Annotated in this window: 21 protein-coding genes; 3 read left to right on the forward strand and 18 right to left on the reverse strand. The window is 39.6% G+C overall.

Features of this window, described 5'->3' with window-relative positions; genetic code table 11:
• Nucleotides 1-467: 467 nt before the first annotated feature.
• The 4 genes from ACE1TG_RS10020 to ACE1TG_RS10035 form a co-directional block, all read right to left on the reverse strand.
• Entirely contained in the window at nt 468-1,121 is a 654-nt protein-coding gene (locus tag ACE1TG_RS10020) for a hypothetical protein (RefSeq protein WP_375052235.1), read from the reverse strand.
• A gap of 121 nt (nt 1,122-1,242) precedes the next feature.
• Nucleotides 1,243-1,935 (reverse strand): OmpA family protein, encoded by a 693-nt coding sequence (locus ACE1TG_RS10025; RefSeq protein WP_375052236.1) that lies wholly within the window; start codon nt 1,933-1,935, stop codon nt 1,243-1,245.
• The gene (locus tag ACE1TG_RS10030; protein WP_375052238.1) at nt 1,925-3,748 is read right to left on the reverse strand and encodes a MotA/TolQ/ExbB proton channel family protein; all 1,824 of its coding nucleotides are present in this window, start codon (nt 3,746-3,748) and stop codon (nt 1,925-1,927) included. The genes ACE1TG_RS10025 and ACE1TG_RS10030 overlap by 11 nt, the downstream gene beginning before the upstream one ends.
• Before the next feature lie 149 nt (nt 3,749-3,897).
• Entirely contained in the window at nt 3,898-4,497 is a 600-nt protein-coding gene (locus tag ACE1TG_RS10035) for a flavin reductase family protein (protein ID WP_375052239.1), read from the reverse strand.
• Nucleotides 4,498-4,692: 195 nt separating this feature from the next.
• Between ACE1TG_RS10035 and ACE1TG_RS10040 the strand changes: the two genes are divergently transcribed.
• A complete protein-coding gene (locus ACE1TG_RS10040) occupies nt 4,693-4,830 on the forward strand; it encodes a hypothetical protein (RefSeq protein ID WP_375052240.1) in 138 nt (45 codons plus the stop codon).
• Nucleotides 4,831-4,949: 119 nt separating this feature from the next.
• Complete coding sequence (locus ACE1TG_RS10045) at nt 4,950-6,131, forward strand: MFS transporter (RefSeq protein WP_375052241.1); 1,182 nt, start codon at nt 4,950-4,952, stop codon at nt 6,129-6,131.
• 200 nt (nt 6,132-6,331) lie between these two features.
• Here the strand turns inward: ACE1TG_RS10045 and ACE1TG_RS10050 are convergent, their stop codons facing one another.
• From ACE1TG_RS10050 to ACE1TG_RS10095, 10 genes are all read right to left on the reverse strand, one after another.
• Nucleotides 6,332-6,901 carry a hypothetical protein gene (locus tag ACE1TG_RS10050; protein ID WP_375052242.1) on the reverse strand — a complete coding sequence of 190 codons (570 nt, stop codon included), beginning with the start codon at nt 6,899-6,901 and terminating at the stop codon, nt 6,332-6,334.
• Nucleotides 6,894-7,808 (reverse strand): ParA family protein, encoded by a 915-nt coding sequence (locus tag ACE1TG_RS10055; RefSeq protein WP_375052243.1) that lies wholly within the window; start codon nt 7,806-7,808, stop codon nt 6,894-6,896. Before ACE1TG_RS10055 ends, ACE1TG_RS10050 begins: the two co-directional genes overlap by 8 nt.
• A gap of 153 nt (nt 7,809-7,961) precedes the next feature.
• Nucleotides 7,962-9,368 carry a hypothetical protein gene (locus tag ACE1TG_RS10060; protein ID WP_375052244.1) on the reverse strand — a complete coding sequence of 469 codons (1,407 nt, stop codon included), beginning with the start codon at nt 9,366-9,368 and terminating at the stop codon, nt 7,962-7,964.
• Entirely contained in the window at nt 9,358-10,059 is a 702-nt protein-coding gene (locus ACE1TG_RS10065; RefSeq protein ID WP_375052246.1) for an ABC transporter ATP-binding protein, read from the reverse strand. Before ACE1TG_RS10065 ends, ACE1TG_RS10060 begins: the two co-directional genes overlap by 11 nt.
• Before the next feature lie 227 nt (nt 10,060-10,286).
• Nucleotides 10,287-12,332: a CocE/NonD family hydrolase gene (locus ACE1TG_RS10070; protein ID WP_375052247.1), complete on the reverse strand. Its 2,046-nt coding sequence runs from the start codon at nt 12,330-12,332 to the stop codon at nt 10,287-10,289.
• A gap of 14 nt (nt 12,333-12,346) precedes the next feature.
• Entirely contained in the window at nt 12,347-13,072 is a 726-nt protein-coding gene (locus ACE1TG_RS10075) for a TetR/AcrR family transcriptional regulator (protein ID WP_375052248.1), read from the reverse strand.
• A gap of 173 nt (nt 13,073-13,245) precedes the next feature.
• Nucleotides 13,246-13,887, reverse strand: coding sequence for an ABC transporter permease (locus ACE1TG_RS10080; RefSeq protein WP_375052249.1), 642 nt, complete (start codon nt 13,885-13,887; stop codon nt 13,246-13,248).
• A 16-nt stretch (nt 13,888-13,903) separates the two neighbouring features.
• Nucleotides 13,904-14,812, reverse strand: coding sequence for an ABC transporter substrate-binding protein (locus ACE1TG_RS10085; protein ID WP_375052250.1), 909 nt, complete (start codon nt 14,810-14,812; stop codon nt 13,904-13,906).
• 17 nt (nt 14,813-14,829) lie between these two features.
• The gene (locus ACE1TG_RS10090) at nt 14,830-15,450 is read right to left on the reverse strand and encodes an ABC transporter permease (protein ID WP_375052251.1); all 621 of its coding nucleotides are present in this window, start codon (nt 15,448-15,450) and stop codon (nt 14,830-14,832) included.
• Nucleotides 15,451-15,471: 21 nt separating this feature from the next.
• Nucleotides 15,472-16,593, reverse strand: coding sequence for a betaine/proline/choline family ABC transporter ATP-binding protein (locus tag ACE1TG_RS10095; RefSeq protein WP_375052252.1), 1,122 nt, complete (start codon nt 16,591-16,593; stop codon nt 15,472-15,474).
• A 441-nt stretch (nt 16,594-17,034) separates the two neighbouring features.
• Here ACE1TG_RS10095 and ACE1TG_RS10100 point away from each other — a divergent pair, with 441 nt between their 5' ends.
• Complete coding sequence (locus tag ACE1TG_RS10100) at nt 17,035-17,484, forward strand: hypothetical protein (protein WP_375052295.1); 450 nt, start codon at nt 17,035-17,037, stop codon at nt 17,482-17,484.
• 302 nt (nt 17,485-17,786) lie between these two features.
• Here ACE1TG_RS10100 and ACE1TG_RS10105 read toward each other — a convergent pair whose 3' ends face one another.
• The 4 genes from ACE1TG_RS10105 to ACE1TG_RS10120 all read right to left on the reverse strand — a co-directional run bounded on the left by ACE1TG_RS10105 (nt 17,787) and on the right by ACE1TG_RS10120 (nt 22,675).
• The gene (locus tag ACE1TG_RS10105; RefSeq protein ID WP_375052253.1) at nt 17,787-19,520 is read right to left on the reverse strand and encodes a CocE/NonD family hydrolase; all 1,734 of its coding nucleotides are present in this window, start codon (nt 19,518-19,520) and stop codon (nt 17,787-17,789) included.
• A gap of 217 nt (nt 19,521-19,737) precedes the next feature.
• Nucleotides 19,738-20,628: a glycine betaine ABC transporter substrate-binding protein gene (locus tag ACE1TG_RS10110; protein WP_375052254.1), complete on the reverse strand. Its 891-nt coding sequence runs from the start codon at nt 20,626-20,628 to the stop codon at nt 19,738-19,740.
• Nucleotides 20,629-20,648: 20 nt separating this feature from the next.
• On the reverse strand, nt 20,649-21,479 hold the full coding sequence (locus tag ACE1TG_RS10115) for an ABC transporter permease (protein ID WP_375052256.1): 831 nt from the start codon (nt 21,477-21,479) through the stop codon (nt 20,649-20,651).
• A complete protein-coding gene (locus tag ACE1TG_RS10120; protein ID WP_375052257.1) occupies nt 21,476-22,675 on the reverse strand; it encodes a quaternary amine ABC transporter ATP-binding protein in 1,200 nt (399 codons plus the stop codon). The genes ACE1TG_RS10115 and ACE1TG_RS10120 overlap by 4 nt, the downstream gene beginning before the upstream one ends.
• Nucleotides 22,676-22,692: the final 17 nt, after the last annotated feature.

Raw genomic sequence — 22,692 nt, forward strand, 5'->3', positions numbered from 1 at the left:
TTGATGACTGGTGGTAAACCCACAAGAGAACTTAAGCGGACATCAGGTACGCTATTTTACCGATAACAAGCTTATTCTAGTTTTAGCGGCCACCAGAGCCCTTACTTGGTAGAAACACCCTTGTCTTACCCTGATATATGTAAAATAAGGTCCGGTGTGTCCGCTTAAACTCAAAAAGTACTGTATTTTAGCAAAATAACGGCACCTGTGTCCGCTTAGAAAACTTGGCTTATCGTTAAAGGGATTCTTATGAAAGCGTATGTTGCTTTCTTAGAACCCCTTATACTCTGGAGTGCAAGTCTTAATGTATATAAGCCTTAGTTGCACTTATGCAGTAAGAAAGGATTTATACTTTCTTATCTGCCAACAAATAACCTGACTTTTTTAAAGCTTTGGTTCGCTCCCCCACCCTTCACCGGTGACAGGAATATGCCCCCTAATTACGTACATCCATTTGGCTCCAAAAATTATATCATCCCTCGCATAAACACAAGTACCGGTCTATATTTTTCATAATGGGTTTCCACTTCTCGGATTATATCCTTGCACTCCTTTTCATCCATACACTTAACAACTTCTATTGCATTGTCATCCCTATCGTTGCTAATTGTTATATGTATAATTTGATCTTCATTTGTAATGTTGATGTATAAAGGGCGAGCATCGTGGTCTGCCACTGATCCTGAGAATGTTGTTAATAGCAGGTCAATTGTAGTATCCGCACTATCCTGATCTTCACATTCGAACACTTCCACAGCATTCTCCTTCACCTGTCTGCTAAGGTTAATAATCCGCCCTCCATCAGCCTCGAGTATATTGATATATCGAGTAGTGAAGTTTGGCATAGTCCCTTCCCGGTTTTCATACCTTACCTTGAATGAGGGGATGTAGCTGTTTTCCGAAGGCTTTCTTAAATAATTAAAATAAAACAAAGATGCAATTAATATTCCTATAAAATAAGCCATTAAAAACACCTCCATAGCTGCTAGCCGAACGTTCACATTTACACTATGGTACATTCCAAGGCTCTGTTCTGTATGTTCACATACTCTTTTTTTCAAATACATCCCTACAATGTATGGATTCTTCCTGTCCATAATTCTCACAAATACTTTTTTCATCAAACTGTAATATTGGTGTTAATAAATGGTAACAGCAAGGTGCATCGTTTCCTTATTGTGGGCAACAAGTAGGACGTAGAAAGGTCCCTCGCCCCAAACAAGGACAAGGAACCTGACCCTCCTATTCAGCTAAAATTTCTCGCGTCCTCTCAAGGATTTCTTCATCCTTTAACCGAAATTTAAACTCCACTCTCCTGGAATCAGCTGCACTATAATCACCAGAATCATCTGTGCGAAAGTCAGTATAAGATTTACTGTTCACTGTTAATTTTTCCTGCAGGTGGTCTTGAATATTCTTATATGGAAAGTCACCGCTAAGAATGTAGGCTGCGACGCTGTACGCCCTTTCCTGTGCGAGTTCTAGATTATATAAATAACTGCCGTCGCGATCGGTGTGACCTTCAATAATAATTTCCGCAATATATTCTTCATAACCGTTCTGCAGCAAAATGTCCAAGTACTTCGGGACGAATTCATCCAAAAACTGAAAGGACGCAGGTTTCAATTCAGCCTTATCATATGCAAATAAAATTTCTGTATCAAAGATGATTGCACCTGTCTTTTCATCCACTTCAATTTCCAGTGTTGAATCGCTGAATTCCGTCTGCAGCTCATTGACAAGCTTGGCCCGTACTCCCATAATTTGATCGATGGTCTTTTTCATTTCTTCAATTTGCAGGGATTTGATAATCATCATCGTAATGAAAATTAAGATGAAACATAATAGGATAATTGTCAATAAATCGGTAAACGATGGCCAAAAATGTCCGTCATCTTGTTCCTTTTTAAAAAGCCGCTGGTATTTAGTAGTCATTTTGTCTCAACCCTATACCGTTCGTTCCTGGTTGCTGGCCAACAGAATTCAATTGCCGATTTAACCCTTGTATCTCCCGACCGAGGTCTTGAAGTGTTTGTTGGGCATAACGGGAATTGCTTTGCTGAATTTCTTCAGACAAACGCCGTATCTCCTGGAATTCCTTCTTAATCGCTTCATTCGTCATTTCCACTGAATCAGTGATATTTCGGGCTACCTTATCAAGCTTATCCCCGAGAACTCCCTCGAGATTAGCCACATAATTGGAGAGTGTATTTTTTAAAACGTCAACATTTACTTCCAACTGATTTTCGCGTTGATTGAACATATTGTTCATCTGGGATATCGTCTTGTTTATATCGTTAATCAGCTGGTTATTCTGCATGCCGATTTTCTCGTAGGTATGGGTTGCCTCATTAACTTGTCTTTCAAATGCCTTTGATTCCTCAGAATGTGCTTTTAAATGACTATTAAATGTTCGATTAAACTCCTTCAGCTCATCAAACCGATCTGTTAACAAATACTTATATTCAGTCTGTGTTTGATTGATCACTTCAAGTGCGTGAGGCAACTGGACAATCGAATCTCCCATTTTATCAAATTGTTTTGATAGTTCCCCAATGTACGAGATAATTCCCGCCAGTTTCGAGCTGAGATCACTTCCGAAAACCTGTTTAAACTCTTTATTATGCGCATCCATTTTATTGGCCAGGTCATTATTTTTCTGGGTAATTTTTTCAAATGCAGCTTGTATGGATTCCTGGCCTTCCATGATCGATGACGTAAACGATTTTAATTCAACCACAGATTCCTCGAATTGATTCAGTGTGTCCATCTGAGCTGTCGAAACTTCCTTTACTTTTTCATAGGTATTCTCAAACGCCTTAGCCATCCGCTCATTTTTTCCATCCATTCGTTTAAAATAGGAAAACAGCGAATCAAAATTGTCATTTAGCTTTTTGGTAGATTCACCAAATCCATCTGTCACCTCTTTCATATGGTGGAACAGTTCCTGAAATTCCGCCAGGTTACAGGAAAGTCCTTCATTAAACTTGGCCAAATCTTTTGCAGATTGCTGCAGCCCGCTTGTATATTCCTGAAAGCCTGAAAATGCTTTTTCAATACCGGTTAGTGATTCCTGGTTCGTTTCCTGCAAATGCTGAATGGAATGATTTATGGTTTCTGACACTTCAATCAGCCGGCTCATCCCTTCCTGTTCTTGCCCATCTAGATTGGATTCTACTTTTAACATGATATCTGTCAGCATATATTCCGTGTTAAAGATTTTAATAAGGACGGTCATGATGAGGGAAAGCCCCATCCCAGCTATGCTTGTGTAGAACGCCACATCAATTCCCGAAAGTACTGCAGCTATATTCTCAACCAGTTGAGAGCCGGTCGCATTAATACTTCCAAGAGATATTGTCAGACCGATAAATGTCCCCAATACCCCAATCAAAATAAAAATGGAAACGGTCATCTGAACCATCTTGATGAGATTGACAACAGGCATGTTAAACACACGCCAACCGGAAAATCTCTCCTGTACAAAGGTCTCCGGTTTCACCGATTCCTTGTCATGGATTCTATCAAACTGGGCCTTAAATGTGTTAAGTGGTTCAATATCCATTTGATCTGTTGATTCCATATAATTTCTTATTTTTTTAAGCTTCGTAAATAAACCCAGATGAACGAAAACGGTTAGAAAAAAGCTAATGAACAGAATCACGAAAATAAGCTCAGTAATTGGATTTGATAAAATGTCTTCCGCTATACGCTCACTTGTAAAAACTTCCAACAATAATTGCAGCATAGATACTCCTCCTGATAGAACCTCTTTCTTTATTGCTATTCAGAAGAAGGACAAATCATGTTTTGTTTTTGCGGACATGAATACTTACTTTCTATGCCGTAAGCCAGAGTCAAGTTGGATGACATCTTTTTGATAATCGAAAACTTAGGTTATAGTTTGGGCAATTGGTGTATGTTATTTATTTCACCATAATCTCCTGCAAGACGCGCGAGAAAACCTACCTTTTCTACGTCTACTTTATAGTCACCAAGATAGTACTCATCTTGTATATGGTATTGAACAACATTTGCAATAACCAGGTGGTCACTTCCAAGTTCTAGAATTTGATTAAGCTCGAGCTCAATTGAAATTGGTGCTTCCTCCACTCTGGGTGGATTTACTATAGTACTTTTAGCTGGTGTTAAACCGGCAGCTTTAAACTCGTCAACTTTGCTTGGAACATGTTCTGCGGTTTTTTGCATTTCATTACCAAGAAGTGATGGAACGATATTAATAACCAATTGCTTTTGTGACCTAATGTTTGAAAGTGTATCTTTTATAGTTCCCTCGCGCTCCTCGATTCCAGGGCTAATGGAGATACACAGCATTGGAGGATTGCGCGAAGCAACCGTGAAAAAACTATAAGGTGCTAAATTATTCTCTCCTTTATCATTTATAGTTGATACCCACGCAATCGGACGTGGCACGACAGATCCAATTAAAAGTTTATATGCATATTTTGAATCTATACTTCGAAGATCTACTTTCATTATTTAACTTCCTTCCCTGTCCTTAATAGATTTATAATAACTCTTTATACCTGAAAAATTCAAAATTGATGACACCTATTAGAGTTGGCATTCGATTGTATATTTATTAAGAAGGTTCTAGAAGAAACAGGGATTGTTTTTTCATCCAAGTTGAATTATCATGGAATTAACTTATTAGAAAAGGAGGCAGACGAAATGTTTACGTTAGTTAAAGTTGTGCATGAAGTGAAGCGATTTATTGCGTTCATGGCAACTGTTTTTGGAATTTTCCAGCGAAATTGGATACGTATGTCTAATTTTAGCTTTAAATTTCAAAAAACTTATCTGACGTAAAAAATTCTTGCCTCAAATAGTATCGGTATTTAATTGGGAAAGGTTTATCCTTCGCTCGCGCCACAGGTAAGTAATTTTGCCTGTGGTTTTTTTTGCGTCAGTTCACGGAGGATCTAACATTGAAAACAACAAGTTTAACAAAAAACATTCGATTTATTTATATTTATATATTTGTCGCCCAGCTATTTTTTGACAGGGCTCTATGGGTTATTTATTTGAACGACAAAGGTCTAAGCATGAGTGAAATAGGAATAGTCGAGGCGCTGATGCACTTAAGTGTCGTTTTGCTTGAAATTCCAACCGGGATAATCGCCGACGTATATGGCCGGAAAGTAAGCCTGTTTATCGGTAATATCTTAAGTGTTGGGTATGGGACTTTCATGCTTGTCGGTGATTCCCTTTCCTTATTCGGCCTTGCGCTCATGACACTTGGAACAAGTATGACATTCCAGTCGGGGGCCGAGGAAGCACTTATTTATGACACACTGAAGGAAAAAAACAAGGAAAAACAGTATACACGCGTATTTGGTAACATGATGGCGCTCGCACTGTTATCGCTTAGCTTTGCCAAACTAGCTGGTGGCTGGATGGCTGAAATCAACTGGGAACTTGTTTATGGGGGAATTATTATCACCCATTTGCTGGCCCTGATTCCAATCGCCATGTTGCACGAACCTGAACGTGAAAAGAATACCAGCTCCCATACCGGTATAAAGCAGCAATGGCTGGGTCAGCTAAAGGCAGGCATCAAGATTTGGCGAACTAACCAGTCTGCCCATATTCCGATTATCTTTTTTATTATGATTGGAACATCGATTGTCATCCTGACTTTTTATGGCCAGGAATACTTCACACGCTTGGGTTACAGCTCGATGACAATCGGAATTATTTTCACAGTGGAAGGGCTGCTTGGTGTTTTAATGGCCAAGTTAGCATACAGACTTGAGTCAAAATGGAGCTTTGGCAATATTACAACCTATGGGTATCTGTTATACCTTGTGTTTTTCCTGCTATTTATCGTGTCGCCGGACTGGGCGATCGTTATGTCATTCCTGATTCTTTCACAGCTTGTGACACTATACGAACCAATATTCTCAAACTTTATCCAGGGGGGATTGGAATCCAGTGTCCGCGCTACCTTCTTTTCGATGATTAGCGTAGTCGAGAGCTTCAGCATTATGCTATTATTTCCACTGTTCGGCCTGATGATCGATATCATTGGATTTCGTAATGGGTTTCTGGGTCTGTTCGTAATGCTGGGAGTGCTGTATATAGCTGGTGTCAGGCGTGTTGTTCGGTAGTACAATCTTGAAATGAGGGAACTTCTTTTAATAAGAAGTTCCCTTTTTATGTGCTGATGCCACCTTTTTAACTTGGCATTCGATTGTATAGATAGAAAGAGGTGGTCACTAGTACTATCGTATGTGGGGGTGGAAAAGTGGCATGGAGAGGGTAAATATTTTTAGGGACATAAGGGTCTGGTTCCTTGTCCCTGTCCTTTCTAATCCGCCGACCTTATAATCTCTCCTCTTATCCGGGCGCCCACAACGGAGTCTGCAATCCGATCCAGCAATTCCTGTTTTGTGTATTTCTGATTCACATAAACTCCCTGTGCCTTGGCAAATGCGGTAATATCTTTTTTCAACCGTAGTAGACTTTGGTTAGCTAGAAAATTTCTGGCTTCCTCCAGCGTCCCACAATTATTTAAGGCGTTTTCGATTTGTTTCCAATTTGATTCTGCTGTCTTTTTCGCTGGCCAATGATTAATGTTCAAATGAGATGCTACCTTTTTATAAATCTCTTTTTTGGTATCGTTAGATCTAATGTTCACCTTGTGGTAGCCGCAGAATAAAGCGAGTTCTTTTTTCGTATAATTTTTCAGGAGCTTTTCAACATCTGAATCTTGCTTAATCCTATCCATGATCTGGTCATACTCAGCAGCACAATAGGCCTTTGCTTCAAAACGAATAAACGCTTTCTTATCTACTAGATCCTGAAATTGTTTATTCGTTAATCCTTCTAAAAATTCCATCGTGATTTGCAGCATTTTTTCCGTTTCTTTTTTACTCATGACTTCCCCCATATAAACCCAGCATCTCACTTGTTATCTGCCTGATTTCATCTCGTATTACTTGCTGTGGAAGGCTATTCCCTTTGGTTAACATGACCGGAATACCTGTTTCAGGAGCTGTAGCAAATTGGGTTTTTCCCTCGCGTAATACGTTACGAAAGCATGAATGGTTCTTTTCAACTTGATTTATATATTCTCTTTGTACGGCGATGGGCCTTCCTTTATTAAAAGCGACCATTGTAAATACCACACCTAGCACCCGAGGGGAAATTTGATTCGATACATTGGAAACAGCACCTTCACTATACTGATTATATTTTTCCGTCAATCCTTTTACATGGCGCATTAACGTGTCGATTCCAAGCGTTGATAAATAATCCGCTTTTGCTGGAACAATATATGCATCACTTGCTGCTAGTGCGTTTTGTGTAACTAAATTAAAGTTCGGCGGGCAATCGATAAGGACTATATCGTATTCACCTTTTATTTCATCCAATTTAATTTGTAGACGTGACAACACCTTTAGATAATTGCTGCGAATGGTTCTCTCTGTGTTCCCACCAAGCCTGCTTGAAAGTTCCATGTCGACATGAATTAATTCCAAGTGCGAACAGATCATATCAATTCTTCCACCAGTTTTCTTTAATCGGCCACTTACGTGATTTGGAGTAATTATTAACTCTCCAAGTGATGCCTCCCCGTCTCTATCCAGAAAATCATCATACCAGTGCTTGATTGTCCGCCCCTGCCGATCAAGGCTCTGCCATTCTTCTATATTCATAAATGATAAGGTCAGATTAGTCTGTGGATCCATATCAATCAGTAATACCTTCTTACCTCTGCTTGCTAAATCTGCTGCAATATTAGCGGATAGCGTCGTTTTTCCGACACCACCCTTGTAATTCATAACAGAAATTACCCCCAATTATATTCTCCCCCCAAAAAAATACGTTTATATTGTTATGTATATGCGGAGAGAAAATGCGCTACTATTAAAACTGCAAAATCATGAGGACACGATATGAATACTGTTTTTGCCTACAAATACAAAATCCCAAACCTAAGTAATAGATTTGGGACCATTATCATTATTATTTCGCAGTTGAAAATATAAAGCCGGGATAATTCCTAAAGCTGTAAGCGAAATTACTGGCAGTATATGGCTGATTGCAACTGAAATAATGAACACAAGACTTAACCCCTCCCGCAATTGAAGGAATCCAGATTTTTTAGCCAGCAGAATGATTGTTTTATCCATGTTCACGTGGTACGCATATAAGAAAACGCAAACTACGAACATTAACTGAAAAGGAGCCCATACGTCCCAATGCCTGATGAAGTATGAAAAGATGGGCAGAAATAAGAGCCCACCACCCATTGCCATCCACTTGAAATATGTCCGTTTATACATAGCAAGATCCCACGGAAGCACTTCGACAACGTCTGCTTGAAAACGATTATGAAATAAATTGGTGCACAGGGCTGTATAAACATGAATGCCAACTGCCATTCCAATATAATAAAGCCATTCCTTGAAAAATTGAAACGCAACCAGCATCAGCAGGATTACACCGATCACCTGAAAAATTACACCAAGGTTTTTGACAAGGTACAGCTGCCAAAGCCTATGGTAGATAGAGAATATAGTAGCAAAAGAACGCTTTCGCCTCGCTGAGTTTTGAAGAATACTATAGGACTTTTTCTTTTTAAATTTGGTTTGAGATACTTTTGAGACCACGAGCATGTTCCAAATATAGTAATCACTGATTTCAGTTACACGCTCCCAATTTATTCCCTTGAATAGACGAGGCAGCAAAACGATATGTGCAAGAATGATCAATACAAGCTGCATGAGTCCAATCAATTCTGATTCCAGCATAACTCCAGTGAGATTACTTAAAATAAAAAGAAGCAGCCAAACAGCTTTTATCCAAAAGCGCTGTTGAAACAGTTTCCACTGCGGCACTGCCATTACCAGATCATACACAGCAATTAGTGTTAGATACGAGGTAATTAATGAACTTGAAATCGGTGTTACAAAAATAAGAAGTGCTGCTAATGAGCCGAAAAATAAGAGGACCTTAAGTGATTTTTCCACCAATAGAAATGCCCAAATTTTTTCTCTTCTAAATGGCAGCAATCCCAACTGGTACTCTGACGTGGAAAATAATATACCTGGATGCTGGAAAGATCTAACGATGTAACGGATTGGCAGCACACTTAATAAGAGCAAATAGCCTTTACTCGCATTCTCTTTCACGAAAGCAAAAAACGGCGCGAGCTCCTCGGTGATATTACCGGTTAGAAATAAACTCACCACTAGGTAACCAACTAATGCGGCAACATAAATGGCTGTCGTTGGATCAATTACTACTGCTGCTACTTGTTTGTAAACCTTTTTCTTTTTAGCGAAACGGCCCCTGCGGATTAACCAATATGCACGAAGATCTGTCTTTCTAGTGATCATCATGCTTCCTCCGTCTAATTGTTTTAAAATCACCTACCGGGCCTTGATCCAGCACTTCCCCGTGCTGCAGCATAATATATGTATCTGCAATATCCTTTACCCGCTCCAGCTGATGAGATGTCAATAATACCGCTGTTCCGCTCCTGGCTTTTTCCTGAATCAATTCCTCCAGATAATCCATCGCGTAGATATCAAGCCCCATGAAAGGTTCATCGATTAACAGCAGCGGTGTATCCGGAAGCAGCGCACAGATGGTCTGCACTTTTTGACGCATACCTTTGGATAATGATTCTGGATATTCGTTTAGTTTGTCCTCCAGTTCAAAGCCTGTGGTATACGTATTTATTTTCTCCTCCATTATTGCCTCTTCTACCCCATAACTCATGGCGTAAAGCTGAAAATGCTGCATGACAGTAAGCTCTGTCAGTAAAAGAGGTTCTTCCGGCAAATAGGAAATTTGCTCTTTATATGTTAATAAATCCTCGTCTTGTGTTGACGTTTCGTTAATGGTAATTTCACCTTTCGCTTTTTCCAGTTCACCTAATATTGTTTTCATTAATGTCGATTTACCCGCACCATTATGTCCAACCAGTGCCACTACACTCGATTCCTCCACAGCAAACGAAATATCGCTGAGCAGTGTACTGCCGCCTAGGTGCGTTTCGACATTACTCAATTCCAAAACTTTCATACGTATCCTCCAGCATAATTAAAGTGATGTTTTCTTTAATTATTCGACAACACTCATGGTTATTCCTTCTTTTTGGCGGTACATTGGGTTCAGGTTCCTTGTCCCGCTCGCGCCCCCGTAGGATACGCTGGGACGAGGAACCTGACCCCTCTATCCAAAAAAAATGCCTGTCATCTGGAACAATTAAGTTCCGGATGACAGGCGCTATTCTCCTTACTGCCTCTATTCTATTGATAAACTCTTGGTATTTCTTTGTTCCAGGTATTTTGAAAGCATTGTTCTCCATTATGAAAAGCGGTCATTGTATTTGTTAGATAGAATGTATCATGATCACTCGTCATCTCACTATTGGTGATTAGCTTTACTTCCCAGTCTTCTCGTCCAACTGTCAGCTCCCACTCACATTGTGCCTTGGCAGCTAATGGATTGCCAGATTGAATCGTGTAAGTATTTTTATTTAGACTTCCATGCTTCAACCCGTTATGAGGCAGCAAACGCTCTCCTTCGTCTGAAAAGTCTTCAAGCTGCCATACATTTGTTATGGTATTATGCGAGATGTTTCGTGTCCGATTTTCGGTTCTGAGAATTTCTCTGTCAATCACTTGAGCCGTTTCCGGAGAGTCAAAGTGAACTGCACCATCCACTTCCGGCTGTGGTGTACGGACTGGCAGCCTTACTTTCGTTGATTCCCCTGCATAAATTTCCAGTGTCACTGGCTTTGGCGATGGCCAAGCTTGCGGCCAATACGTTGGTGATATAGCTACTTCCAGTGAGTGCCCGGCTGGAATGGTTTGGCCAACACTATCCAGTTTAATAGACGCCTGATATTTCTTTCCAGGTTCCAAAGTTTCTGGATGCTCATGGGAATTAAGGTGATTTAAATTTAACATTCCCCAGCTAAGTAAAGTAGATTCTCCCGTTGGTGCCTTATCACAAAGCCTGACAGCAACAAGAGCACTTTCCTGATCTGTTGTAAATTCCATGTCAAACATCGGATGCCCTAGCATATCAAAACTTTCCTTAAAAGGATCCGTTGTAAAAACAACTGATTTTCCGTTTTCGAATCGCTGATCAGACGGTAAGTCACCTGGTTCACCAAATGGACAAAATACACCTGCATAATATCCGTGTTCCTGAACGCTTGGCACAATTACCTTTTCATTAGAATTCTGCTCAGATTCCAGTTTTCCGTCATGAAGCCAGAAATGTTTTTCATTAACATTTTTTGAAGGCCATGACGAATCTACTACCCATTTTCCAGGCCGTTCATCATAGTTAACTTCCGGTAATTCGTTCTCCTGTATCCAGGTTATAAATTTCGGATCATCCTTAACTCCAGTGTCAATCCCTTTTAACCATTGGTCCCACCAGCGAAGGCATTCCTGCAGAAAACCAATGGTCGGATCTGGCGTTGCAACTTCTGGATATTCGTGAGCCCATGGTCCAATCAATCCTTTAGCATATGGAAGATTTTCAACTAGACGAAAGACTGCATCCGTATAGCCATCCTGCCATCCACCAACAGTAAAAACTGGAATCTGAATATCCGAGTAGTCCTCATTTATCGACCCATGCTTCCAATAGTCGTCTCTTGTTTGGTGACTCATCCATTCATTAACATATGGTGTCGTCTTCAACCGCTCCAGCCAGTTTTCTTTCCAGCCTTCTCCAACTACTTCTGGATCCTGTGGACGAGCACTGTAAGCGAACATAGTTGATGCCCACCAGAGCATATCCGATGCCAATATATTTCCTCCGCGGTAATGAACATCGTCTGCATAACGATCATCAGTTGAGCATAATGTAATAATTGTTTTTAAGGCTGGGTGCTGTCTTGCAGCAACCTGTAACCCATTGAAGCCGCCCCAGGATTTCCCGATCATACCAACATCACCTGTTGCCCATGACTGCTCTTTAATCCAATCGAACACTTCCAATGCATCGTCATGTTCCTGCTTCAAATATTCATCTGGCAAAATACCATCTGAATTACCAGTTCCACGGATATCAACTCGAATACTTGCATACCCATGTCCGGCAAAATAAGGGTGACGAATCGAGTCGCGAATTGCTGTGAAATCATCTTTTCGATATGGCAGATATTCCAAAATAGCTGGAACGGGATTCTCCGCTGCATCTTTTGGCAGCCAGATTGTTGCTGCTAATTTTGTCCCATCAGACATAGGAATCCATACATGATCCTTCTTTTCTATCTCTCTAGGAAATTCTGTTATTGTTTTTCTATTATTTGAATCACTTACATTAAAAACCAATTCATTCCACTCCTCTAAGATGTACTGCTTCCATTTTCATTACGGTCACCATATACATAGTTGACCTCACTTCTTTTTTCCGGAACGACTGTAGACATAATACTTTTGTATACATAATCCATTGTTTGTTTTGCAGCTTCCTCTTTTGAAACATTTCTCCGTAAATTGAGGAGATTTGTTAGCATCCCCGTCCAGATCAGCATAGTCATATCAGCGATATACGGAATATCCTCTTCCTGGATAAACCCTTCTTCTTTAGCACTTTGAATATAGAGAGAACTTCGGGTAGCTATATTATGATGTGTGATAATGGACTGCACTTCTTCAGAAAGATTTATTAATTCATTTGCATAAACCTGATAATAATTCTGCATAAGTTCCTCTGGAATAGTACCAAGGTTTTCGATATAGAGAAGGGAATACACCTCAGGTAGTTGAAAGGAATGTTTACAGAAGCATTCCCATGCATACAGCCATTTTTCAATTGTATTACTGCCCTTTTCCATATAACCAGGCAGATCTTTTAAGTATTTATCCGTATCACGCATGACAGCAAAAAACTTCAAATGAGATAAATCCCGAAAGTAATTGTAGACTGTAGAGCTCGTATACCCAGCACGATCCGCAATTTCCCGGATAGTTATATGGTGTAAACCCTTCTCTTCAATGAGCTCTGAAGTTGCATCAAGAAAAAAACGCCACATTCTAGCCGTTTGAATCTCTTTTCTTTTTACATTCATTAGCCACACACCTCAAAAATTTTATTTAATCTATTTTTCCACTATGGTGAAAGCCTTAGTTGCATTTTTGCAGTAAGGAATAGATTTATAATTCCTTAACTGCTTATAACAACCCCCTGGTCAAGACAACCAAGGGGCTTCTTCATCTTTCCAATTCACGAAATTTCTGCAGCTTAGGCAAGCCGACGTTTCGTTTTTCCTTCGATTTTCCCTAGTAAAATATCGGCTATAATCGCCATTAGAGTAGCAATAATGGTACCAGCGTAAATCTTTACATCTGATTGGAGACTAATCCCGGAAATGATCTCTTTTCCTAAGCCACCCGCTCCAACGTAGGGGCCAAGTGTAGCGACAGAAATAGCGATCACCGCAGCCAGTCTTACCCCAGCCAACAGGAACGGAACAGATAAGGGAAATTGAATTTTTAACAGTAGTTGAAGCGTCGTCATCCCGTTGCCAATTCCCGCTTCTGTAATACTGTCATCTACTTCTTTAATTCCAACATAGGTGTTTTTCACTATAGGAAGCAAGGAATATAAAAACAAACCAACGACAATTGTTTCAAACCCAAAGCCTAAATAGAGCATTAATATTGCCAGCATAGCCAAGCTAGGTATCAACTGCAATATATTGGTAAGTGAGATGATAACCGGTGCCAGCTTCTCAAACTTTGCAGCAATAATGCCAAGTGGTACGCCAACCACCAGTGCCAGCCCTATGCCATAGGCGACCATTAATAAATGTTCTATCGATAGAGATAACAATTCACTGTAGTTTTCAATTATATATTGGACAAGTCTACTAATGAACTCCATGTTTATTCACCTTTTCTTAGTCTAACATTCCTTTTTCTTTTAAGAATTCCTCTGATACCTCTTTAATACTTCTCTTTTCAATATCCACTTCATATATTAGATCGGTCATTTCTTCTGTGGAGATTAGCCCAACTGTAGATTCAATGATTTTATCAATTTCCGGATATTCTTCAATCACGCTATTTCGTGCGACTAAAGAAGCCTCGTATGGTGGAAAGAAATGTTTATCATCTTTTAAGACTTTCAAGTCATACTCTTTTAACTGCGGATCTACTGTATAGGCAGTTACAACGTCCAAATCACCGTTTGCAATTCCTTCATACATTAATGCAACGTCCATTCCGCGTGCTTCTGCAAATTTATAGCCATATGTTTCCTTAAAACCTTCATACCCGTCATTTTCACGTTCAATCCAGGCGTTATCAGTACCTAATACCATTTCATCTGCATATTCTTCTAATTGTGTTAAGTTTTCTACATTATTTTTTTCTGCAAAGTCTCTGTTTACTGCAATACTGTAGTTGTTAATAAAGCCAACTGGGTCATACCACTTGATATCGTACTTTTCACCAAAAAATTTCTGGGCTTGCTTCAACGTTTTACCAGGATCGGTTGAATACTCTACATCATCAAAATAGTTGTTATATACTTCACCAGAAAATAAGTTAGCAAAATCAAATTCTCCACGATCAATTCCAGCAAAAATTTGAGCACTCGCTGGAAGATCTTGAACAATCTCTACTTCATGACTTGTTTGGTCTTCCACTAGTAATTTTAGTATCTGTACATTTATTTTAGAGTCGGTATTTTTGGCGGCAGCTGCAGTAAATACCTCTCCACCATCTGCTGAACTCTCATCTCCACATCCTGTAATCAGTAACATTAAAGCAACTAAACTTACGACTAAAAAACTTTTTATCTTCATATATAACTCCCCTTTTCTTAAGCTCTTTTTACTATTTTTTCAATTCTGCCTAAAACAAGATCCAGTGAAACTGCAATTACGATAGCCAATATCGTGCCCGTGAATATCATATATTGATCATTGTAGCCAATACCTGCCAGTACAAGGTCACCTAATCCGCCTGCACCAATTAATGCAGCTAGTGTTGTCCAGCTAATGATATAAACAGCAGTTACACGTATTCCGGACATAACGTAAGGAAAAGCAACAGGCAATTCAACTTTGAACAGCCTCTGAAATGTACCGAACCCCATTCCTTTTGCTGCTTCAATAATTTCCGAACTAACAGACTCCATACCTGAATATGTGTTCCGCAGCAACGGCAGCAATGAATATAACAACAAAGCCACTACTGCGGGGGTGAAGCCAATCCCCATTAAAGGAATCATAATGGCTAACATGGCAATGGTTGGTATTGTCTGAAACACATTAGCAATGTTAAAAATAAGACTCTTGATTTTGTTACGCTTCATTTTCGTCATATAAATAGCTAATGGTATGCTTATAGCAACTGATAAGATGATCACGGTAAAGGAAATAAGAATGTGCTCATACATGTACTCTAAAATGGATGAATAATCTTCAGACCAATATCTCAAATACTCTGATAGCAATTCCATTTAGGCAACACCACTCTTACCTTCTGTTACATCCTTCAAAGCCTGCAGCAACTTATCTTTATCCAAAATACCAACGAGTACATTATCAGTAGAGATAATTGGGACAGATCCTTGCATCTCGTCAAGTCTCTTTAAGACACTTTCCGTTTCTTCTTCCTCCGTGATAACCGAGTTTGTTTGCTTAATGAAATCCTGCAGTTTCTGATCCTTTTTGGCCAGCATCTCATACAGGTTAATTACACCTCTATAACTTCCATCATGCTTCACAACAGGGGCTTCAGCTGTTTGATTGGCAATCAACTTATCCATCGCTGACTCAACCGACATGTCATCCGAAACCGAAATATAATCCTTGGCTGTAAACGCATTGAGCTGTGGCATTTTTCTTTCCATTCCCAATCTTTTTTCTCCGATAAAATCCTTCACAAAATCATTTTCCGGGTTCTCTAAAATTTGCTGTGGAGAACCTTTTTGGACAATATCCCCATCCTTCATTAAAATAATTTGATCAGCAATTTTTATCGCTTCATCCATATCATGTGTAACAAATATAATCGTTTTGTTGATTTCAGATTGCAGACGAAGTAGTTCATCTTGCAATTGTTCTCTGCTGATGGGGTCCAGAGCACTAAAAGGCTCGTCCATCAAAATGGTAGAAGGCTCTGCAGCAAGAGCACGAATAACACCAATTCGCTGCTGCTGACCACCACTTAGTTCTGAAGGGTAGCGTTGCATATACGTTTCTGGATCAAGATTGACCATTTCCAACAGCTCAACAACTCTGCTGCGGATTTTTTTCTTTTCCCATTTCAATAGTTTTGGGACGGTTGCTACATTATTGTAAATGGTCATATGAGGGAATAAGCCAATATTCTGGATAACGAATCCCATTTTGCGGCGAAGGGTAATTGGGTTAATGTCTTTAATATTTTCTTCATCGATCAGAATCTCGCCTTGCGTATAATCTACTAATCGGTTCAGCAGTTTCATAGTTGTCGTTTTCCCACAACCACTTGGACCAATTAATACATTTATTTTTCCTTCTTCAAATGTTAAATTAATATCTTTTAATGCTTGAAATCCATCATCAAACGTTTTTCCTATGTTCTTTAATTCAATCAAACTAGTCCCCCCTTTTGGATTTTTATGATTTGTAAACCTCATCTTGTTGTTTACATAGAGATTCATTAATTAATTTTGAATCCATTCATTTAATGAACATGTTTTTTTAATGAACAAGTTCATATTGCATAATTTAGTTTAGAAGGTTTATATAACTTTGTCAAATTGTCCTCTGATCAGAGAGGTTAATTTATCTGACTTGTCTACCATCATTCTTACTACTATCAGTGCTCAGCCTTCATTCTTTAAAAGTTTCAGTTCCATTTATACTAACGTCAAACATATTTCCCGGACCTTGAATTTTCAGTTGTTGATAACGGCTGTCATCTCTTTTAGATGAGGAAGCGTTGTTTGCCTGGTCAAATCCGAATCATTCGTATTTTTAAAAAATCCAGTGGTATAATAGGTGTGAATTTAAATCATACTCACCGTGGAGGTCTCATGCTTACATTTGAAGAAAAACTAGCAATTATTGAATCATTTCCTGAATTACAGCGTCACGATGTTTCACTTGGTCGTGTCAATTTCCATTTTGAAGAAAGTGTACTGGATAAAAAAATAGTAGTATATCGGCTCCATCCAAACGGAAACGGCTTTGTTTACGCTGAAGAAATAGATGATAACTACCAGATCGATTCGAAAGGCATGGTAAATATCCGTGACTTTACAGAACAGGAACTTCGAAAAGTGATAAAACAATCAATTGATTCGCTGTCAGAATCCGAGCTTATTGAAGAAACATGGATAAATCCTGAAAACCAGACATTAATGTTAACCAACGATTATAATGCTTGGAATATCTATGCTGGGGACGACTTAGACGGAACCCATGCAACGTATAATGCAGCGGCTGACTATCTCCATCAAGAGGGATTCAGACGATTGGAATAACGTTTAGAGGTGGCGTTTTTCCACTCCAAAATACAAGGTGTATCCTCATTCCGCTAAATGCACGAAAAACTGCTCAAAAAGGGATGAGGCGGATCCTCGTTCCGTTAATTGCACAAATTTCATTGAAAACAGGGCTCAAAACGGCAAATAGCGGAATGAGGATTCATAACCATGCTTGAAACAGGTTTTTTGTAATGGATAACGGAATGAGGATCCGCCACAAAAGGCAAGCAAGGTGTACTCTTTTCTAGTTCCAATAAAAAACGCTCAGAATCCATCTGAGCGTTTTTCATTGCTAATATTTACTTAGCCGGGATCACTGGCAATACGACATGCGATGGGTGATCGCTGTCATGGACTATTGTTTGTGTTGCCTGCACCATTTCTGATGTATCCAGCGTAGTTTCACCCGTATTTGGGTTAACATCATACCACGGATAGTTACTGGAAGAGATTTCAACCCTGATCTTATGTCCAGGCAAGAATACATTACTTGTTGCCCATAAATCTATTTCATATTTTACAGTCTTGCCACTAAGATTTCCCTGCCCATTTACATGCGATGCACGAACTATTCCGTCCGTAAGATTATAGGCGGTTCCATCTGGAAATACATCAACAAGTTTCGCTGTAAAGTCTGTATCAGGTGCATCCGTTGACGCCCATAACACAACTTTCACCCATCCTGTTACTTCTATAGGTGTATCCATTGGGGCAGACGAATAGACAAGCACATCTTTCCTCTGTTCTATTACGCTTTGGTCTCGAGGTCCAGCATTTTTGCCATTGTAAAATAAGACACTGCCGCCGTTAGTCGGAACTGGACTTTCTGGGTCGTAAACAAATTGATCGGCTTGTTCTGCTTCAGGCGGAACTGTAGTCAAAGTCCCTGACTCCATATTAGAGTTTGCTTTTCCATCACTATGAAAATAAAATGGTGTATTGTTTGTCCGTTTTAATGGCCATTCTTTTTCAGAACGCCACTGATTAGTTCCCATTACAAATAGCTTAATTGGCTCGTCATCTTCTGGTAAAACAGTATTGTCTTGGTTAAGCCAATAGTCAAACCAGTTTATATGAAGTGATGTAATATCCTCTTTGCCTTCAATTGACAGACCTGAACTAGTAATGCCAAATGAGCGTTCACCGATTTCAGAATTAAATGCCCCATGCCCCCATGGTCCAATGATTAATTTCTGATTGTGATCCGACTTTTTCATATCCTGAAAGTTTTTGATAGTTGGTCCCAGAAAGTTATCATACCAGCCAGCCAGGTGATAGGCAGGCAAATTTAAATCCTCTGAGTTGAATGATCCTTTTGAGAGTGATTCCGTCAGATATACCTTATTAAGATATTTCCCGAATAAGTCTCTCAGTTCCGGATGTTTCATGACTGGCGGCCATTGATTTACCGGCTTAAAGTCATGCCATTTTTCGATCTCATCAAGGTCACTGATAATTTCTTGGATTGTTTCGGCATATTTACTGCTGTCCTGTTTCCGTTTTAGATAATCAGGTGCTACGGAATCCAGAATCCACGTCTCTGCTGATGCAAAATTAAACACACCATCTCTGCTGAATGCTTCTCCGGAAATACTTCCAGTCATCGCAGGAAAAATAGCTTTTAAAGATGGTGGTTTTTCAAGCGCTGCGTACAGCTGCGTAAAGCCATAGTAGGATAGTCCGAACATTCCTACATTTCCATTCGAATATGGGAGCCGAGCTGCCCATTCGACAGTGTCATAGCCATCTTCTGCCTCTTGTTCAAAGGGCACAAATTCTCCCTCTGATGCGAATCGTCCCCGTACATCCTGGATAATCACAACAAAACCGTTCATTACCGTTCTGATTGGATCTATGTACCGATGCGAAAAGTCAGGAAGATTTTTATTATATGGCAGCCTGCATAATAAGACTGGATAGGTCTCACCATCATTTGGGCGGTATATATTAGCATATAGCTTAATTCCATCCCGTACGGTACAAGGTACTTCCCTGTCAACAATGATCTGGTTGCTTTCTTTAACGTTTACCATACTAAACACCTCACTATTAGAAAACTTGGCATTCGTTAAAGGGAATCTTATGAAAGCGTATTTTGCTTTCTTAGAACCCCTTATACTCTGGAGTGCAAGCCTTTTGTTGAATGCCATTGTTGCACTTATGCAGTAAGAAAGTAGTTATACTTTCTTACTGCTAAGAATAATGCCTGTGCTGAACGTATATTCAATCAGCACAAGGCATATTTCTGGTTTATTTACCCAGCATTTTATTTACTTTATCTTGGTTATTATCAATCCAGTTTTGTGCTACTTTTTCGGGCTTCATGCCCTCATCCTCAATCTTACCGATCATCGTTTCCACATCATCAATTGGAATACTCCAATTACTTAAAAATTTATAAGCATCCGGGGCATCTTCTTTCAATTGATTATTTGTAATAACGTGTACTGATGCCGTATCAAAAAATCCTTTTGGATCTTTCAGCATCTTGATGTCAAATTTATTGAACATTGTATGTGGGCGCCAGCCGTAAAATACAACCGGTTCTTTGCTTTGCATTTTACGCATTGCCTGTGCCATCATTCCGCCTTCAGATGAATTGATTTGTTTCATATCGAGTCCATATCCCTTAATAGCTTCATCGATAATTTTTGTTGCACTTGCTCCTTCTTCAATGGCATACATTTCATTGTTAAAACTATCTTCTTTCCCCTTTAAGTCTCCAATTGAATTGACATCTTCCATGTATTTTGGTACTACCCAGCCAGCATCAGCATTATCATAGCTGACTGCTGTGTCGGAAATGTTTTCAGAGTATTTTTCTAGATAAACATTATGGGCAGGAAGCCATGAATCCATAAATACATCAATATCGCCTCGAGAAAGACCCACATATACGCTGCCTGCATCAGCTTGTGTTTCCTCAACTTTATAGCCCATATCTTCAATTATAATGCGAGCAATTTCTGTTGGAGGCACTGTGCTTGTCCAAGGTGTAACTCCAAATGTAATCGTTTGTTTCGTTTCATTTCCCTCTGTGTTTTGATCATCTGCACTTGCTTCACTGCTTGAATCTGATGAACAACCTACCACCATTAATAGCAATAGTGCTGTCAATGAACTTAATAAAATTTTCTTCATGATAATCTCTCCCCTTTTGTTTATAATTTCTCTCCAATACTTTGTGTTAATCGGTCTAAGATTATTGCCAAAACAACGATGGCCAGTCCTGCTGTTAAACCAAGACCAACGTTAACAGTGGATATCCCTCTCAATACTTGAGCACCAAGCCCTGGTGCACCGATCATGGATGCTACAACTGCCATTGACAGCGACAGCATAATTGTCTGGTTCACGCCGGCCATGATTGTCGGTACTGCCAACGGAAGCTGTACTTTTAACAATAATTGCTTCCTTGTAGACCCAAATGCTCTGGATGCTTCGACAACTTCTCCTGGGACTTGTTTGATACCCAAACTTGTGAACCTGACAGCTGGAGGTGCCGCGAAAACAAATGTTGCAATTACCGCTGGAACTCCACCAAGTCCAAATAACAAAATAGCCGGAATCAAGTAAACAAATATCGGCAGTGTCTGCATGAAATCTAAAACCGGTTTAGTAATCTGATCTACGACGTTATTTGTTGCACTTAGAATACCAAGTGGTACCCCAATGGCTACAGATATAATCGTGGAAACGATCACAATTGCAAGTGTCTGCAGAGATTCTGGCCACAAGCCAACAGAACCCATATACAGTCCGCCAAGCAATGTGAACAGTGCCAAACCTTTTCCAGAAAGTTTCCAGGCAAGTAAAAAGAGAACAATTGTAATAATCTCTGGAGGAATTGCAACCAGAAGTTTTGTAACCCCCTCTACAAATGAACTTAAGACCACACTTATTTGGTCAAAAAATCCACTTAACTCAGGTAATAACCAATCATTTACGAAAGAATTTGTCCATTGCTCTAATGGGAAGTTAAAATAATTCATGTTGTAACCTCCTCATCTTTTTCTTTACCAAGGACTAAACCAGAAAGAATCGAAACCCTGGAAATGATGCCTAATAAGTAGTTATCTTCCAGTACCACAATCGGATACTTCGCATCAGCTGCAACGCCAAGCAGATTATCCAGTGGTGTATCCGGAGAAGTAGTATGAACATCACCGATCAGAAACTGCTCCATCGAAATATCCTCTTTATATGCTTTTATCGCATCATCGATTGTCAATAGTCCTTTAAATTTCTTTTCTTTATCAACAACAAAAATACTGGATGCTCCAACTTCTTCCATTTTCCGAACTGCCATACGTGGACCATCTTTATAGGACAGCAGCACTTCTGGTTTTCGCATGACATGTGATGCCTCCAAAACTTTAGAGCGATCAACATCCTTAACAAATTGTGAAACATAGTCGTTTGCCGGATTTTCCAGAATTTCTTCTGCAGTACCAATTTGAACGATTTTGCCATCCTTCATAATTGCAATGCGATCACCAAGTTTCAATGCCTCATCTAAATCGTGGGTTATAAATAGCACTGTCTTTTCCAATTTGTTCTGCAATTTCAAAAGTTCATCCTGCATTTCAGTGCGTATAATCGGATCTAATGCACTGAACGCTTCATCCATCAGAAGAATATCAGTATCGTTGGCAAGCGCACGGGCTAGTCCGACACGCTGCTGCATACCCCCACTCAGTTCATTTGGGTTACTATTTTCATAACCCTTCAAACCAACATCATCAATGGTCTTCATAGCTTTCTCTTTACGCTCTTCTTTACTGACCCCCTGAATTTCCAAACCGTAAGCGACATTATGGAGGACAGAACGGTGTGGAAGCAGGCCAAACCGCTGAAATACCATTCCTAATTTCTTTCTTCTTGTGTTGACTAACTGTTTCTTATCCATTTTGGTGACATCCTCACCATCAATGAATACTTCGCCTTTAGTTGACTCTATTAATCTGTTGACTAATCTGATTAACGTGGACTTTCCACTTCCGGAAAGACCCATAATGACAAATATTTCTCCTGGATTTACGGCAAAGGAAGCCTGGTTCACCCCAACAGTCATTCCTGTTTCTTCCAAAATTTCATCTTTCGTTTTTCCGTTATCCAAGTGTTTCAGCCCTTGTTGAGGATGAGAACCAAATATTTTTGTTAGATTATTAACTTCTATTTTATTCATATAAATTCTCCTCCTTC

Origin of the sequence: Virgibacillus sp. JSM 102003, from assembly GCF_041949995.1 — a bacterium.
Classification (GTDB): domain Bacteria; phylum Bacillota; class Bacilli; order Bacillales; family Amphibacillaceae; genus Lentibacillus.